Here is a 14121-nt window from a genome sequence, read left to right on the forward strand (position 1 = left end):
CGGCATTCTGCTTCACCGTCGTGGTGATCTCGTGCATCGAGGCCGCCGTCTCCTCGATCGAGGCCGCCTGGCTCTCCGTCCGCTGCGCCAGGTCCTGGCTGCCGGTCGAGATCTCGGCCGAGGCGGATTTCACAGCTTCGGCATTTTCGGCAAGGCGGCGGGCAAAATCGCGCAACCGCTCGGCCATGCCGTTGGCGCCATCCTTCAACTGCCCGAACACGCCGCGATAGTCGCCCCGCACACGCTTGGTCAGATCGCCTTCGGCCAGCGCGCCGGTGACGTCGGCCAGTTCGCCGGTGACCGCATGGGTACGCTGGATCATATCGTTCACCGACTGACCCACGCGCTGCATCACACCGCTCAAACCGCCGAGTTCGACCCGGCGCGAGAGGTCGCCATCGGCGGCTGCCATGACCACCTGGCCGATCGACTGCTCGAAGCGCTGTTCCTGCGCCGCACGTTCCTCGGCAAAGCGCTTTCGCTCCTCGTCCTGCTGGCGTTCCAGCGCCACCTTGTCTTCGGCATTGCGTTTGAAAACGGCCACGGCACGCGCCATCTCGCCGACCTCGTCATGACGCTCCTGATACGGAAGCGCCACGGCAAGATCGCCGCCCGAGAGGCGGTTCATCGTCTGGGTGATGGCGTCGATGGGGCGCGAGATATTGCGCCCGATCAGCCAGGCCATCAGGACGCCGACCACCAAAGCGGCCAGGCCAGCTATACCGGCGATCAACTGCGCGCGATTGATCGCACTGGTATAATCGCTGCTGTCCATGGCAATGACCACAGAACCGAAGGGCTTGTCGGAATAATCCCGCACCGCGCCGATCAGCACGGTGCGTGGCCCGGCAGCGGTTTTTATGCGCTCCACCACGGTTTCGCCCTTCAGGGCCGTGGCCAGGTGGTCTGGGCGCGTCAGCGCCTGGTCTTCGAAGGTGCCAGCGAACCGCTTCATGGCATCCTTGTCCTGCACGAACAGGGCAACATCGACGCCATAACGCTGCTTGAAGCTGTCGAAGAAGAACTGGCCGAAGGACATGCCGAGTTCGAACGAGCCGATATGCTTGCCTTCGTTATAGACCGGCACCATGCCGCGCACACCCAAACCCTCGACGCCAAATTCGAGGCCCTGGGTGGGTTTCTGCGTCGTATTCGTGGCGACCACGGTATGGCGGAAGGAAGACAGGTCGTCGCCGAAACGGTCGGGGCGATGCACGCGCAGGAACGACGTGGCCGGCGGCGTGTGGAACTGCATCTGCACCGCGCCGTGATCTTTTCTCAGCGCCTGGAAAGCCGGAACGAACATCTTGGCGAGACGGTCGCGCTCGCCAGTCGCCATCGCAGCCTGGGCATCGGGAATATTGGCGACCAGTGCGCTGAGCGCCGTGGCCTTGGCGGCCTCGGCCGCCACCGCCGCGGTGATATTCTCGTAATAGCTTTGCAACTCGCGCTGCTCGGCGCGGTCGATCAGACCGTTCATCACCAGGAGAGAGGGCGTTATGGTTGCGATAATCGCCAGCACGGCCACAACAACGGCGCAGGCGATCAGGCGCCCCTGCAGGCGCATGTTTTTGATCATTGCTTCCTCTGACCTTGATTGTATCTCGGGCTGGCCTCCTCCCCGGGCGGCCTCACCAGACCAATCAGGCAGCGGCAGGCAGCGCGGGGACGCCCTTGCTGAACAGGCGGTTGACGTCGATCAGGGCAACCATGCGGTCTTCATGGGTGGCGAGCGCGCTGAGGAAACCATGCTCCTCGTCGGCAGCGGTGGCCGGCACAGGCTGCAGGGCGCTGGCATCGAGCGCCAGGATGTCGGAAACAGTATCAACCAGCAAACCGCAGGATTCCGAACCGATCTCGACCACGATCACCACATTGGCGCTGGTCGGATTGGTGATGCCGCCGCCCAGGCGGACGCGCAGGTCGAAGATCGGCACCACGGCGCCGCGCAGGTTGATCACGCCACGCACAAAGGGCGGCGTGTTGGGCAGGGGAGTAACTTCCGTCCAGGCGCGGATCTCGCGCACGCTCAAAAGGTCGAGCCCGTAATTCTGTTCGCCAATGGTGAAGGTCAGCACTTCCTGGTTGCCGCGCAGCGCCGATCCGGCCTGGTCGGTTACGGCAGGCATACCGGGGGCGGCGGCAGTGGCGGGAACGGTGGCGGGCGTAGACATGGCGCTCACACTTTCTGCTGTGGACGGTCTTAGGATGTAGACGGTCTGCTGCGAACAGGCAGCCTTATTCAATCTGGAACAACGCGGTAAACGAAACCTTGCGGCTCCGCTCCCCCCCTGACCGCCGTCCTGGGTAACAAGGACGGCGCGGACCCGGTGGGGGTGGGTTTCGAGTTTTGGCAGGGCCCCTTCGGTGGTCGGTCCGGCAGCGGGCGTGACATACCGCGTTGCTTCAGGGGTACCGCACTACAATCATTGGCAAACTTCTAATTGATCTGCAAACAGAATCCCAAGAGGGAAAATCGGGGGGTTATCAAGAATTTACAGCATGAAATCCTGCCAATACACAACTTGTGGGGCCGGATCAGAAAACCAGCTCTATGAGTTGTGGTCCCTGTACCTCCAGCGCCGCCAGAAAGGCGCGGGCGAAATCATTCATCTCATCCACCCGCACGGCCGGCACGCCATGGCCTTTGGCCAAGGCAACCCAGTCGGGGTCAGGCCGGTCGAGGGTGAGCATGTCGATGGCGCGCGGTCCTGGGTTGGCGGCGCCGACATTGGCCAGCTCGTTGCGCAGGATGGCATAGGAACGGTTGGCGAAGACCACCATCGTGACGTCGAGCTGTTCGCGCGCCATGGTCCACAGGGCCTGCAGGGTATAGAAGGCGCTGCCATCCCCGGTGAGCGCGACGATCTTGCGCCCGGGCGCGGCGATCGCCGCGCCAACAGCCACCGGCAGGCTGTAGCCGATCGAACCGCCCATGTTGTTGAGCCAGTCATGCGGCCCGGAGGCCTGGGAAGCGGCAAAGATGCCGCGGCCCGAGGTGATGGATTCATCCACCACCACGGCGTTCTCCGGGATCAGCACAGCCATGGCGGCGGCGATCTTGTCAGGCGTCGGCGCCCCGTCGGGCAGAGCCGGCTTCGGCGGCACGATGGCGGCGGCCACGCCTTTCGGCGCGCCGACCAGATCGGCCAGACGCTCCAATGCGTCGATCAGGTCGGCTTCCACGTCGCAGACCGCGATGATGTTGCAGTCCTTCGGGGTGAGGATGCTCGGCTTTCCGGGATAGGCAAAAAAGGCCACCGGCCGGCGCGCGCCGATCAGCACCAGTTCGTGCACGTCCTTCAGGTTGGCCACGGCCTGATCGACCACGAAGGGAATGCGGCCCACATGCGGCAGGCCGCCGCCACGCTCCATGCGCGCACTGTAGCCGGAATTGGAGAGCTTGCAGCCGGTGGCGGCGGCAATGCGTGCCGCGAGCTCCAGGCCGCGCCGGCGCAGGGCGATGCCACCGAGAATCAGCATGCCCTGCGCGCCGGCTTTTTTCAGCGCAGCGGCAGCGGCGCGCAGATCGGCTTCCTCGGCCTTCGCGCGTGGCGGCACCGCCAGCGGCACGGCGACATCGACGGCATCGTTCCAGGCGGTATCGGCCGGAAGGATGAGGCTGGCAATCTGGCCGCCGTTGCTCATCGCCGCCGCCACCGCCTCGGCGCCCAGGACGGCGACATCGGCGGCCGAATTGGCCCGGCCGATCCAGTGCGACACGGGCCGCGCGATGCCTTCGATATCGGCAGTGAGCGGCGCATCGTATTGCAGGTGATAGGTGGCGTGCTCGCCGATCACGTTGACGATGCCCGAACTGGCCTTGCGCGCGTTATGCAGGTTGGCCACGCCATTGGCGAGGCCGGGCCCCAGATGCAGCAGGGTGGCGGCAGGCTTGTCGGCCATGCGCCAGTAGCCGTCGGCAGCGCCGGTCACCACGCCCTCAAACAGGCCGAGGACGCAGCGCACGCCCGGCACGCGATCCAGCGCCGCCACGAAATGCATCTCCGACGTGCCCGGATTGGCGAAGCAGGTATCGACGCCGGAGGCAACAAGGGTGCGGACAAGGCTTTCGGCGCCGTTCATGGCAGTCTCCGGGGAAGAGTTTTGTTATTCAGACTGTGGCGATGGGCGAGGATGGCGAGCCGACTGCGCCGGTGAGCCGCAGCGGCGGCGCGGTGAGCAGGAAGCGGCTGCGCTTGTGCTGCTTCAGATAGGCCGCCAGTTCGGAGAGGTACCACAACTCACCAAGCGGGATACCCAGCTTGAACAGGCAGTGTTCATGCAGCGGCAGCATGGCATGGCTGCCATCAACGGGTTTCGCGGGCAGGCCCTCGACCGCGTAATTGTCGGCGATCAGGCAACTTACGCCGCTGTCGGTGATCCAGTTCAGCAGTGCCCTGTCGCGGCCATCCAGCACGGCACAGGAATTCTCCAGCCGGTGCAGGTCGGGTTTGCGCCCCATGCTTAAGACAACGTCGCCGAAGCCGGTGTAGAAGCAGAGCATGTCGCCCTTCTCCACCTCCACCTTCTGCGTCTGCATCGCCTGCATCAGGCGGTCGTAGCCGATCCATTCCCGGCGTTCGCCGCATGCGTCATGCAGGTTCACCAGCACGCCGCGGCCCTGCAGGCCATGCCGGGCGAAATTATGAATGCCCAGCGCCTCGGTGCCTTTGGAGGGGAACCGTTCCAGCCGCGGCTCGCCCACTTTACGGTCCTCAACATCCGGCACGTCGCTGCCGCCGCGCCAGCCGTTGTAGAAGACGCGCTCAGGTACGCCGTCGCCATCGGCGTCGAACATCGAACCGATATGGGCGAAGCTGTCCCATTGCGTGGAATACTGCAGGTACAGCAGGGCCGCATCGTCGCTCGACACATCGGTGACGCGCGGATCGTACAGCGAGAGCGGCAAGGCCATGTTCGGCCGACCTTCGCGCACCACCGCAAAGAGCTGCGGCGGGAAGCGGCGCGGATTGAGCAGGTTGCCGCCCGGATATTCCAGCGGCAGCGACAGGCAGAAGGTTCTGCCCTCGCGCACTTCGGCAATGCCCTGCTTCACCTTCTCGGGCGTGATCCAGTTGACGCGGCCGATCCGGTCGTCCGGCCCGAAGTCGCCCCAGTTCGACCCTTCGGGCCGGTTCTTCCAGCGTGCCATTGGTCCTCTGTTCCGGGTTTACGCCGCGCGCTCCTGCATGGCGGCGACGGAATAATGCTTCCAGCGCGCCTCGACGGCGTCGTGCAGTTCACGGCGCAGGCCGGCGGCGAACACGGTTTCCGCCACCAGGAAGGTCGGGCCGATCAGTGCCTGCAGCAGATTGTCGGCCAGCGCCGGACGACGGCCCTCAAAGGCATGGCCAACAAGCTGGAACACCCAGCCGCCGACGAAAAAGACCGCAAAGGCGATCCAGCCGGTGGTGCTGCCCATCGCCGCCACCTGCTCGGCCAGCAGCAGCAGCACGAACCCGACCAGCACCATCAGGCCGCCGACCGTGCGGTCGAGCCAGAGATAAAAGATGCCGGTGCCAAACCACAACAGGGTGGCCAGCGTGATCGTGGCCTCGCCGCCCCAGAGTTCGGTCAGCACCACCCAATGCAGCGGGATGAAAATGGCAAATACGATGGACGGGATGCCGATGAAATGAGTGGCCCGGTTGCGCGGATCGCGGTGATAGGCCGAATACATCGCCATCTGCTCGACGAAGAACGGGTTCATGGCGGTTTCCTCCGGATTTTATCGCCCCCTGCGAGTCGCGGCCGAGTCGCCGCAACGAGGCGTCTTGTGGATAAGCCTAAAGACCCGTAAGGCATTGTCAATTGTGGAGTTTTCGCGCTGCCGTTGCGTCAGCGGGAAAGGGTTTGACTCTGTTGCACCGCAGCCTATTCTCGCGGCGTCGCATTCAGTCCGGCGGGAGAGACGCGAAACCCGAGCTTTAACGGGGGCCCGCGCGCCGAAGGAGCAACCGCCCCGGAAACTCTCAGGCCGAAGGACCGACCGGACTGGCGACACTCTGGAAAGCGGATCGGGGGTCCAATCCCGATCCCACCGAAGGAGTAAGCAGCGGGTATCCCCTGCGAATCTCTCAGGTCCCGGGACAGAGGGGGCGAACGGCGAAACCACCCGCCGCTTCGACTCTGACTCTGTCCGCAAGGTGACCTGCTTGGGCGATACGGCCGAAATCCTGAAAACCACGCCATTGAATGCGCTCCACAAGGAGCTTGGAGCCCGCATGGTTCCCTTCGCCGGCTACGAGATGCCGGTGCAGTATCCGACCGGCATCCTGACCGAACACAAGCATACCCGCGCAGCGGCCGGCCTGTTCGACGTGTCGCATATGGGCCAGGTGAAGATCACTGGCGCCGATCCGTCCAGGGCGCTGGAGGCCCTCGTGCCCGGCGACATCGTTGCGCTGGATGTCGGCAGGATGCGCTACACGGTTTTCACCAACGATGCGGCCGGCATCCTGGACGACCTGATGGTCAACAAGCGCGACCGCGACCTGTTCGTGATCGTCAACGCAGCCTGCAAGGAGCAGGACATTGCCCATATGCGCAGCCGCCTGAAAGGCTGCGAGGTGGAATATCTGGAAGACCGCGCCCTGCTTGCCCTGCAGGGCCCCGCTGCAGTCGATGTACTGTCGCGCCTGAACTCGGTGATGCCGGCGATGAGCTTCGGCATGGGCGCCACGCTGGCTTTGGGCAAATACGAGGCTTTCGTCACTCGCTCGGGCTATACCGGCGAGGACGGTTACGAGATTTCGCTGCCGGCCGCCCAGGCCGAGGAGTTTGCCCGCTGGCTGCTGTCGCAGCCGGAAGTGAAGCCCATCGGCCTGGGTGCGCGCGACTCCCTGCGCCTGGAGGCCGGCCTCTGCCTCTACGGCCACGACATCGACACCACCACGACGCCCATCGAGGCCGGCCTGGCCTGGACGATTTCCAAGCGCCGGCGCGAGGAGGGCGGCTATCCCGGTGCCGCCATCGTGCAGCAGCAGCTGAAGGATGGCGTCTCGCGCAAACGCGTCGGTATTCAGCCCGAAGGCCGCGCGCCGGCCCGCGAAGGCACCGAAATCCTGAACGACAAGGGCGAGAAGATCGGCGTGATCACCTCGGGTGGCTTCGGCCCCAGCGTCGATGCCCCCGTCGCCATGGGCTATGTCGGCACAGACTATGCCAAGGCCGGCACCCCGCTGAGCCTGATGGTGCGTGGCAAGCCGCTGCCCGCCAAGACCTGCACCCTTCCCTTCATCACCAAACGCTACGCCAAGTAAGGAGACGATCCATGACCACCCGTTATACCAAGGACCATGAATGGATCCGTCTCGATGGCGATGTCGCCACCGTGGGCATTTCCGATTACGCCCAGAGCCAGCTTGGCGACGTGGTATTCGTCGATCTGCCCGCGCCGGGCAAGAAGGTGGAAGCCGGCGCCGAAGTGGCGGTAGTGGAATCCGTGAAGGCGGCAAGCGAAGTCTATGCCCCGGCCGGCGGCGAGGTGGTGGAAAGCAACCAGGCGATTGCCGACGACCCGGCGCTGGTGAACCGCGCGGCCCAGACCGATGGCTGGTTCGTCAAGCTGAAGCTGTCCAACAAGGCCGAACTGGACGCCCTGATGGACCAGGCCGCCTACGACGCCTATCTGAAAACCCTCTGACGCAAGGAGCGCGAGATGCGCTATCTCGGTCTGACCGAAGCCGATCGCAGCGAGATGCTGGGCGTGATCGGCGCCCCCAATATCGATGCGCTGTTCAAGGATGTGCCAGCCGGCGCGCTGAACCCGGCCATCGACCTGCCCCCGCATCAGGGCGAGTTGGAGGTCGAACGTGCCTTCGCGGCGCTGGCGAAGAAGAACGTCTCGCCGATGGATGTACCGTTCTTCCTCGGCGCCGGCGCCTATCGCCATCATGTGCCGGCCGCCGTCGATCACCTGATCCAGCGTTCGGAATTCCTCACCTCCTACACGCCGTATCAGCCCGAGATCAGCCAAGGCACGCTGCAATACCTGTTCGAGTTCCAGACCCAGGTGAGCATGATCACCGGCATGGATGTGGCGAATGCGTCGATGTATGACGGCGCCACGGCGGCCGGCGAGGCCGTGCTGATGGCCCAGCGCATCACCAAGAAGGCCAAGGCCGTGCTGTCTGGCGGACTGCATCCGCATTACCGCGACGTGGTCGGCACCCTGATGGACCAGACCGATCAGCCGCATGTGGCGGCGCCTACCGATCTGGCCGGCAACGAAGACCTGAGCAGCCTGATCGACGACCAGACCGCCTGCGTCGTGGTGCAGAACCCGACCGTGTTCGGCCATCTGCGCGATCTGTCCTCGCTGGCCAAGGCCTGCCAGGCCAAGGGCGCGCTGCTGGTTGTCGTCGTGACCGAAGTGACCTCGCTGGGTCTCGTCACGCCACCGGGCGCCATGGGTGCCGACATCGTCGTGGCTGAGGGCCAGGGCCTGGGTGTGCCGCTCAGCTTCGGCGGACCGTATGTCGGCCTGTTCGCTACGCGCGAAAAGTATGTGCGGCAGATGCCGGGCCGCCTGTGCGGCGAGACCGTGGACCAGGATGGCCGGCGCGGCTTCGTGCTGACGCTGTCGGCCCGCGAGCAGCATATCCGCCGCGAGAAGGCCACCTCCAACATCTGCACCAATTCCGGCCTCTGCGCGCTGGCCTTCACCATCCATCTCAGTCTGCTCGGTGAGGCCGGCTTCACCCGGCTGGCCGAGATCAATCATGCCAAGGCGGCGCAACTGGCCGAGAAGCTTTCGGCGATCAAGGGCGTCAGCATCGTGCCGCAGGCCTTCTACAACGAATTCGCCGTCACCCTGCCCAGACCGGCGACCGATGTGGCGGAAAAACTGGTGGCGAAGAACATCCTGGGCGGCGTGCCGGCCGCGCGGCTTTTTCCGGGCGAAAAGGCCCTGGACAACGTGCTGCTGATCGCGACCACCGAAACCAATAGCGAAGGCGACATGGACAAGCTTGTCGCCGCCCTGAAGGAGGTGCTGTGATGCTGAACCGTCAGGGACGCCCCACCACGCCGAACCACGCCGCCGACAGCGCGGCCATCGGCACCATCACCGGCAACCGCGGCCTGCAGATGGAAGAGGCCCTGATCTTCGAGCAGGGCGTCGAGGGCCGCAGCGGCGTGGACCTGCCGGCGCCGCCAAAGGTGGCCGACCGTCTCGGCGGCCTGAAGCGCCAGGGCAAGATCGGCCTGCCGGGCCTGAGCGAGCCGCAGGTGATTCGCCATTTCGTGCGGCTCTCCCAGAAGAACTATTCCATCGATGCCGGGCTGTATCCGCTGGGCTCCTGCACGATGAAGCACAATCCGCGCCTGAACGAGAAGATGGCGCGCCTGCCGGGACTTGGCGACCTGCATCCGCTGCAGCCCGTGTCCACCGTGCAGGGCGCGCTGGAGCTGATCGACCAGCTTGCCGGCTGGCTGAAGAAGCTGACCGGCATGCCGGCCGTGGCGATGTCGCCCGCCGCCGGCGCCCATGGCGAGTTGTGCGGCCTGATGGCGATCCGCGCGGCGCTGAAGGCGCGCGGCGATGTGCGCAAGCGTATTCTGGCACCGGAATCGGCCCACGGCACCAATCCCGCCACGGCGGCCTTGTGCGGCTACACGGTCGATCCGATCCCGGCCACCGCCGATGGCCGCGTCGATCTCGATGCCCTGCAGGCCAAGCTGGGCCCGGATGTGGCGGCGATCATGCTGACCAATCCGAATACCTGCGGCCTGTTCGAGCGCGATATCCGCAAGGTGGCCGACATGGTGCATGCCGCCGGCGCCTTCTTCTATTGCGACGGCGCCAACTTCAACGCCATCGTCGGCAAGGTGCGGCCGGGCGACCTTGGCATCGACGCCATGCATATCAACCTGCACAAGACCTTCTCCACGCCCCATGGCGGTGGCGGCCCGGGTTCGGGCCCCGTCGTGCTCTCCGAGGCGCTGAAGGAATTTGTGCCGGTGCCATATGTGGTGCATGGCAGCGATGGTTTCAGGCTGGTGGAAGCCGACGGCAAAAGCTTTGGCCGCATGAAGGCCTTCCATGGCCAGATGGGCATGTTCATCCGCGCCCTGGCCTACATGATGAGCCATGGCGCCGACGGCCTGAAGCGGGTGGCGGAAGACAGCGTGCTGTCGGCCAATTACGTGATGGCCTCGCTGAAGGACGTGATGACGCCCAGCTTTGAAGGCCCGTGCATGCACGAGGCCCTGTTCGACGACCGCTTCCTGAAGGATACCGGCGTCACCACGCTGGATTTCGCCAAGGCGATGATCGACGAGGGCTATCACCCGATGACGGTGTATTTCCCGCTGGTGGTGCATGGCGCCATGCTGATCGAGCCGACCGAGAGCGAGAGCAAGGACAGCGTGGACACCTTCGTCGCCACCCTGCGCGGCCTGGCCGAGAAGGCCCGCCAAGGCGACCAGGCCGACTGGTTCCGCGGTGCGCCCTACATGACGCCGCGCCGCCGCCTAGACGAAACCCGCGCCGCCCGCGCCCCGGTGCTGCGCTGGAAGCCCGGCACCAACGGCGCGCCGGTCGACAAGGCCGCGGCGGAGTAAGCCGCCGCCAGCGCGCGCCAGATCAAGCCGCCCGGGCGGCGATGCCTATAAGCGTCGGCCGGGCGGCAGTATCCTGTAGTGGCCGGGTTTGCGCGGCACGGCCTGCCATTGCACCAGTCGCGCGATGACGAAGGCGGCGACGGCAATCACCGCGCCGCCGAACAGCCAGACAACAACGATCAGCGCGCCGCCGGCCGAGTCGGCCAGCGCGGCGACCCAGGACAGCCATCCGGCCGGCGCACCGACAGCCGTGAGCTGATCGGCATTGCCGGCCACGAACCCGGCCAACCAGCCGAGCATCGCGTTGCCCAGCCAGGCCAGCAGCGACCATGCGAAGAATGCCATCGCCGCGATGATCCAGATGACGCGCTGCATGGTCAGCGGCCCTCCGCCCTGTATGCGGCGTCGATCACGCCGTCGCAGCGGTCCAGATGCCGGCGCAGCAGCTCGATATTCCTGGTATTCGCGCGATAGAAGATGTCGCCGAACCAGCCGACCACCGGAATCGAACTGATCACCAGATCCACCCCCACATTGCCGGCCATGCGCAGGATGGTGCCGGCCGGAACGCCGAGCCGACGGGCTTCCCAGATCAGATAGCCGGCCATCGCCTTGGCGCCCAGCGTGCCGATGCCGGGGATGATGTTCAGCGCCGCATCCAGACCGACGCGAATATCGGTGCCGGGAATGCGCACCGCGCTGTCGAGCAGCCGCGCCAATGCCTCAAGGCGCTGCCGCGCTTCGACATGGCGTTCGGACGCATAGCCATAGTTTGTCTGCTGAAACTGAGCGGATGCCGCAGTCATGCGTGACCTCCCAAGATCAGAACGCCGGACCAAACCGGATGGCGTTCATCAGGTGGAAGAGTCCGACATCGCAGCAACCGGCTGCCAGAGGGGCCCGGACCCAGTCACGCAGACATGGGAATCCCTGTTTCCATTTCAAGAGATGACCGGCCAAACGATGACCGGCGGCCTGCCTTTGCCACCATATATACCTATAAGTGTATTCATGCAGTACTTATAGACCATTGGTTGATAATATCCCAGCCCGAGGCGTTCTCACGAAGCGCCAACCGAGGCTCATCGTTCAGGGGGAAGACATGGTCAACGAAGCACCGGTCCAGATGCTGGGCCAATTGACGTTCAACTACTCGACTGTTCCGTCCATGCCGCTGATGACGGTCATTCCGTCGGGCATGAACACGCGCGGCATCATCCTGCGCAATGCGGTCATCGTATCCATAGCCGGTGGGGGCCCTTCGACGCCGCCAATGTTGTTTGCCGATGTGAACCTGCTGCCAAACATCGCACCGCCACCGCCGCCGGTCTCTTTTTCACCCACGATGCGGGTGATCCTGGTCGGCAATCCCGTCAGCGGTCCGGGAGGCGTGGCCTCGACGAATGCACAACTTCTGTGGCCGTTATATCTGGAACCCGGCCTGGGCCTGGGCTTCAACTCTAACGGCGCCATATCGGGCATCAGCCTGTACGGGACTTTCGACTACGTCTCCTGAAGAAAGACGCAACCTCCCCGCCTCCCGTCCTCTCGGCCCGGCGCATCGCGCCGGGCTTTTTTTCAGCCGGATCAGGCTTTCCCTTCCGCCCGTTTCAGCAGCGCCATGAGCAGATAGGCCAACAGCGCAAAGCCCAGGCCGGGCAGCAGCATGTTGGTCAGCACGAAAGACCAGTCGATGCCGCAGGTGGTGGGAATACCGCTGCCACGACTCATGTCGATCGGGATATGGCCCCGGGCGGCCGGCACCGGACGGCAGAGCCCCATCGGCTCGTAGCCATGGGTGCGGAAGAGCAGAATGCCGAACAGCACCACAGGCAGCGACAGGCCAAAGGCCAGGCTGGCGATAATACGACCGGCCACCGTCTGAGGCCGGATCCAGCGCGAAAAGCGAAACACGGGGCACTCCTCGTCCGTAAGCGCCCTTCGATAGCAGCAAGCCCGGCCGGATGCCAGCCCGTGGGTATGCAAGCCTGGCGGAGCCGGCCCGGGGACCGTTCAGGCCAGCGCCGCCCTGGCCTGCCGCAGGGTTTCCCCAGGGTCCGCCCCGGCATCGACGGTTTTCCAGTCATCGGGCTGCCGCAGAGTCTGCAACTGCCAGCGCACAACGTCTTCGGTGGCGTCGGAAGCATCGTTACGCCGCGCCGCCACCCGCGCGGTCAGAATCTCGGGCGCCGCAGTCAGCCACAGCCCATCGCACCGGCAGTTCATCTCGCGTGCCAGAGCGGCAGCGGCATCGCGCTCTTCCGCTTTTCCATAGACCGCATCCAGGATCACGCTGGCTCCGCCCTGCAGCAGCACTCGCGCCCGTTCCAGCAACACGGCATAGACGCGCCGGCTGCTGTCCGGCGTGTAGCTGTCTTGCGGCAGGCGCTCCAGGGCCGGCACGTTATGCAAGGCCTTGCGCACGATATCGCTGCGCAGGATCACCGCCCCGCAGGGGCCGCCCAAATCCGGCGCCAGCGCGCGGGCCAGCGTCGACTTGCCGGTGCCCGACAGACCGCCGACCATGACCAGGCGCGGCGGCGGCGGGGCCAGAGCCTGACGCGCCAGGCCCAGGTAGCGCGCGGCATCCACGCGACCGGCATCGGTCAGCGCCGCGATATGGCAGCGGATCGCGGCACGCAGGGCGACATAGAGCGGCAGCAGGCCGATGCCGGCATCGTCGGGCATCGCCTCCAGCCAGGCATTCAGGGCCAGATTGGCCAGATCGCCGCGCCGGTGCTGCAGAAGGTCCATCAGCAGGAAGGCCAGATCGTAGAGAACATCGACGGCGGCAAGGTCGTCATCGAACTCCAGGCAATCGAACAGCACCGGCCGGCCGTCGATCATCGCGATGTTGCGCAGGTGCAGATCGCCATGGCCGTGGCGCATGCGGCTTTCGGCACGCCGCCGGGCCAGCACCGATCGGCGTCGCTCGACTTCCGCCTGCTGGACGGCGCGGAAATCGGCCAGCGCCCCTGCCGGCAACGCGCCGGCCGGCAGGCTGGCGAAGGCGGCATCGTTGAGCGCGATGGTCTGCGCCACCATGGCCGCGGCCTCGCGATCCACCGGTTCGGCTTTGGCATGAAAGGCGGCGATATCAGAGGCCAGCGCCACGATCGTGGCCGGCGTCACTGCGCCGTCGGCCAGCAGACGGTCCAGCGTCTGGCGGGGATCGAAGCGCCGCATCTCGACCAGCCATTCGACGGGGGCGGCCCGAGGCTCGAACGACAGCCGACCCGCCGGATCGCGATAGATCGCGCGGCAGCCGAGGTAAAGCTGCGGCGCGGTGCGGCGGTTGAGCGACACCTCGCGTTCGCAGGCGATGCGCCGTTTCTCCAGGGTGGAGAAATCCACATAGGGCAGAGCCACGGCCTTCTTCAGTTTCCAGGCGCGGTCGCCGGCGAGGAAGACGCGCGAGATATGCGTCTCGATCACGGCATCGGGCGCCGGTGCGAACAGTGCGGCGATATCGGCGGGGTTGGGTTCGGTCATCGCATCAATCTATCCCGACCGGGATGACGGATGTTTGACCGAGCGCAATCGGCGCCGCGC

General features: G+C 65.4%; 14 protein-coding genes and 1 riboswitch. Of the genes, 5 read left to right on the top strand and 9 right to left on the bottom strand.

Annotated elements, in window-relative coordinates:
* From ACK4FK_RS14310 to ACK4FK_RS14330, 5 genes are all read right to left on the bottom strand, one after another.
* Window positions 1-1579, bottom strand: a 1579-nt coding sequence (locus ACK4FK_RS14310) for a methyl-accepting chemotaxis protein (protein ID WP_409745662.1), incomplete at its 3' end; no start/stop codon positions are given.
* Between the two features lie 64 nt (window positions 1580-1643).
* The gene (locus tag ACK4FK_RS14315; protein ID WP_409745664.1) at window positions 1644-2174 is read right to left on the bottom strand and encodes a chemotaxis protein CheW; all 531 of its coding nucleotides are present in this window, start codon (window positions 2172-2174) and stop codon (window positions 1644-1646) included.
* Window positions 2175-2538: 364 nt separating this feature from the next.
* Window positions 2539-4086, bottom strand: coding sequence for an acetolactate synthase large subunit (locus ACK4FK_RS14320; protein ID WP_409745666.1), 1548 nt, complete (start codon window positions 4084-4086; stop codon window positions 2539-2541).
* Between the two features lie 28 nt (window positions 4087-4114).
* Window positions 4115-5155, bottom strand: coding sequence for a cyclase family protein (locus tag ACK4FK_RS14325; protein ID WP_409745668.1), 1041 nt, complete (start codon window positions 5153-5155; stop codon window positions 4115-4117).
* Window positions 5156-5173: 18 nt separating this feature from the next.
* A complete protein-coding gene (locus ACK4FK_RS14330) occupies window positions 5174-5713 on the bottom strand; it encodes a DUF962 domain-containing protein (RefSeq protein ID WP_409745669.1) in 540 nt (179 codons plus the stop codon).
* Between the two features lie 285 nt (window positions 5714-5998).
* Window positions 5999-6106: riboswitch (glycine riboswitch) on the top strand.
* Window positions 6107-6158: 52 nt separating this feature from the next.
* Here ACK4FK_RS14330 and gcvT point away from each other — a divergent pair.
* From gcvT to gcvPB, 4 genes are read left to right on the top strand one after another with little or no spacing between them, the layout of a single operon-like run.
* Window positions 6159-7265, top strand: coding sequence for a glycine cleavage system aminomethyltransferase GcvT (gene gcvT, locus ACK4FK_RS14335; protein ID WP_409745671.1), 1107 nt, complete (start codon window positions 6159-6161; stop codon window positions 7263-7265).
* Between the two features lie 11 nt (window positions 7266-7276).
* Entirely contained in the window at window positions 7277-7648 is a 372-nt protein-coding gene (gene gcvH / locus ACK4FK_RS14340) for a glycine cleavage system protein GcvH (protein WP_374303969.1), read from the top strand.
* Between the two features lie 15 nt (window positions 7649-7663).
* Window positions 7664-9004 (top strand): aminomethyl-transferring glycine dehydrogenase subunit GcvPA, encoded by a 1341-nt coding sequence (gene gcvPA / locus ACK4FK_RS14345; protein ID WP_409745673.1) that lies wholly within the window; start codon window positions 7664-7666, stop codon window positions 9002-9004.
* Window positions 9004-10569 (top strand): aminomethyl-transferring glycine dehydrogenase subunit GcvPB, encoded by a 1566-nt coding sequence (gcvPB, locus tag ACK4FK_RS14350; protein ID WP_409745675.1) that lies wholly within the window; start codon window positions 9004-9006, stop codon window positions 10567-10569. The genes gcvPA and gcvPB overlap by 1 nt, the downstream gene beginning before the upstream one ends.
* A 45-nt stretch (window positions 10570-10614) precedes the next feature.
* On the opposite strand, the gene ACK4FK_RS14355 is transcribed toward gcvPB, so the two are convergent.
* Window positions 10615-10944: a hypothetical protein gene (locus tag ACK4FK_RS14355; protein WP_409745677.1), complete on the bottom strand. Its 330-nt coding sequence runs from the start codon at window positions 10942-10944 to the stop codon at window positions 10615-10617.
* Between the two features lie 2 nt (window positions 10945-10946).
* Entirely contained in the window at window positions 10947-11375 is a 429-nt protein-coding gene (locus ACK4FK_RS14360) for a DUF4112 domain-containing protein (protein ID WP_409745679.1), read from the bottom strand.
* 296 nt (window positions 11376-11671) lie between these two features.
* Here ACK4FK_RS14360 and ACK4FK_RS14365 point away from each other — a divergent pair, with 296 nt between their 5' ends.
* Window positions 11672-12085 carry a hypothetical protein gene (locus ACK4FK_RS14365; protein ID WP_409745680.1) on the top strand — a complete coding sequence of 138 codons (414 nt, stop codon included), beginning with the start codon at window positions 11672-11674 and terminating at the stop codon, window positions 12083-12085.
* A gap of 71 nt (window positions 12086-12156) precedes the next feature.
* Here the strand turns inward: ACK4FK_RS14365 and ACK4FK_RS14370 are convergent, their stop codons facing one another.
* Window positions 12157-12483 carry a hypothetical protein gene (locus tag ACK4FK_RS14370; protein ID WP_409745682.1) on the bottom strand — a complete coding sequence of 109 codons (327 nt, stop codon included), beginning with the start codon at window positions 12481-12483 and terminating at the stop codon, window positions 12157-12159.
* A 99-nt stretch (window positions 12484-12582) separates the two neighbouring features.
* Complete coding sequence (locus ACK4FK_RS14375) at window positions 12583-14061, bottom strand: AAA family ATPase (protein ID WP_409745684.1); 1479 nt, start codon at window positions 14059-14061, stop codon at window positions 12583-12585.
* Window positions 14062-14121 lie beyond the last annotated feature (60 nt).

Source organism: Ferrovibrio sp., from assembly GCF_046297895.1.
GTDB lineage: Bacteria > Pseudomonadota > Alphaproteobacteria > Ferrovibrionales > Ferrovibrionaceae > Ferrovibrio.

What these genes read in the sequence shown, in the direction of transcription:
- ACK4FK_RS14330 (WP_409745669.1), bottom strand. Translation starts at nt 5,713, where the DNA reads ATGAACCCGTTCTTCGTCGAGCAGATGGCGATGTATTCGGCCTATCAC.
- gcvH (WP_374303969.1), top strand. Translation starts at nt 7,277, where the DNA reads ATGACCACCCGTTATACCAAGGACCATGAATGGATCCGTCTCGATGGC.
- ACK4FK_RS14315 (WP_409745664.1), bottom strand. Translation starts at nt 2,174, where the DNA reads ATGTCTACGCCCGCCACCGTTCCCGCCACTGCCGCCGCCCCCGGTATG.
- gcvPB (WP_409745675.1), top strand. Translation starts at nt 9,004, where the DNA reads ATGCTGAACCGTCAGGGACGCCCCACCACGCCGAACCACGCCGCCGAC.
- ACK4FK_RS14320 (WP_409745666.1), bottom strand. Translation starts at nt 4,086, where the DNA reads ATGAACGGCGCCGAAAGCCTTGTCCGCACCCTTGTTGCCTCCGGCGTC.
- ACK4FK_RS14355 (WP_409745677.1), bottom strand. Translation starts at nt 10,944, where the DNA reads ATGCAGCGCGTCATCTGGATCATCGCGGCGATGGCATTCTTCGCATGG.
- ACK4FK_RS14365 (WP_409745680.1), top strand. Translation starts at nt 11,672, where the DNA reads ATGGTCAACGAAGCACCGGTCCAGATGCTGGGCCAATTGACGTTCAAC.
- ACK4FK_RS14325 (WP_409745668.1), bottom strand. Translation starts at nt 5,155, where the DNA reads ATGGCACGCTGGAAGAACCGGCCCGAAGGGTCGAACTGGGGCGACTTC.
- ACK4FK_RS14360 (WP_409745679.1), bottom strand. Translation starts at nt 11,375, where the DNA reads ATGACTGCGGCATCCGCTCAGTTTCAGCAGACAAACTATGGCTATGCG.
- gcvPA (WP_409745673.1), top strand. Translation starts at nt 7,664, where the DNA reads ATGCGCTATCTCGGTCTGACCGAAGCCGATCGCAGCGAGATGCTGGGC.
- ACK4FK_RS14375 (WP_409745684.1), bottom strand. Translation starts at nt 14,061, where the DNA reads ATGACCGAACCCAACCCCGCCGATATCGCCGCACTGTTCGCACCGGCG.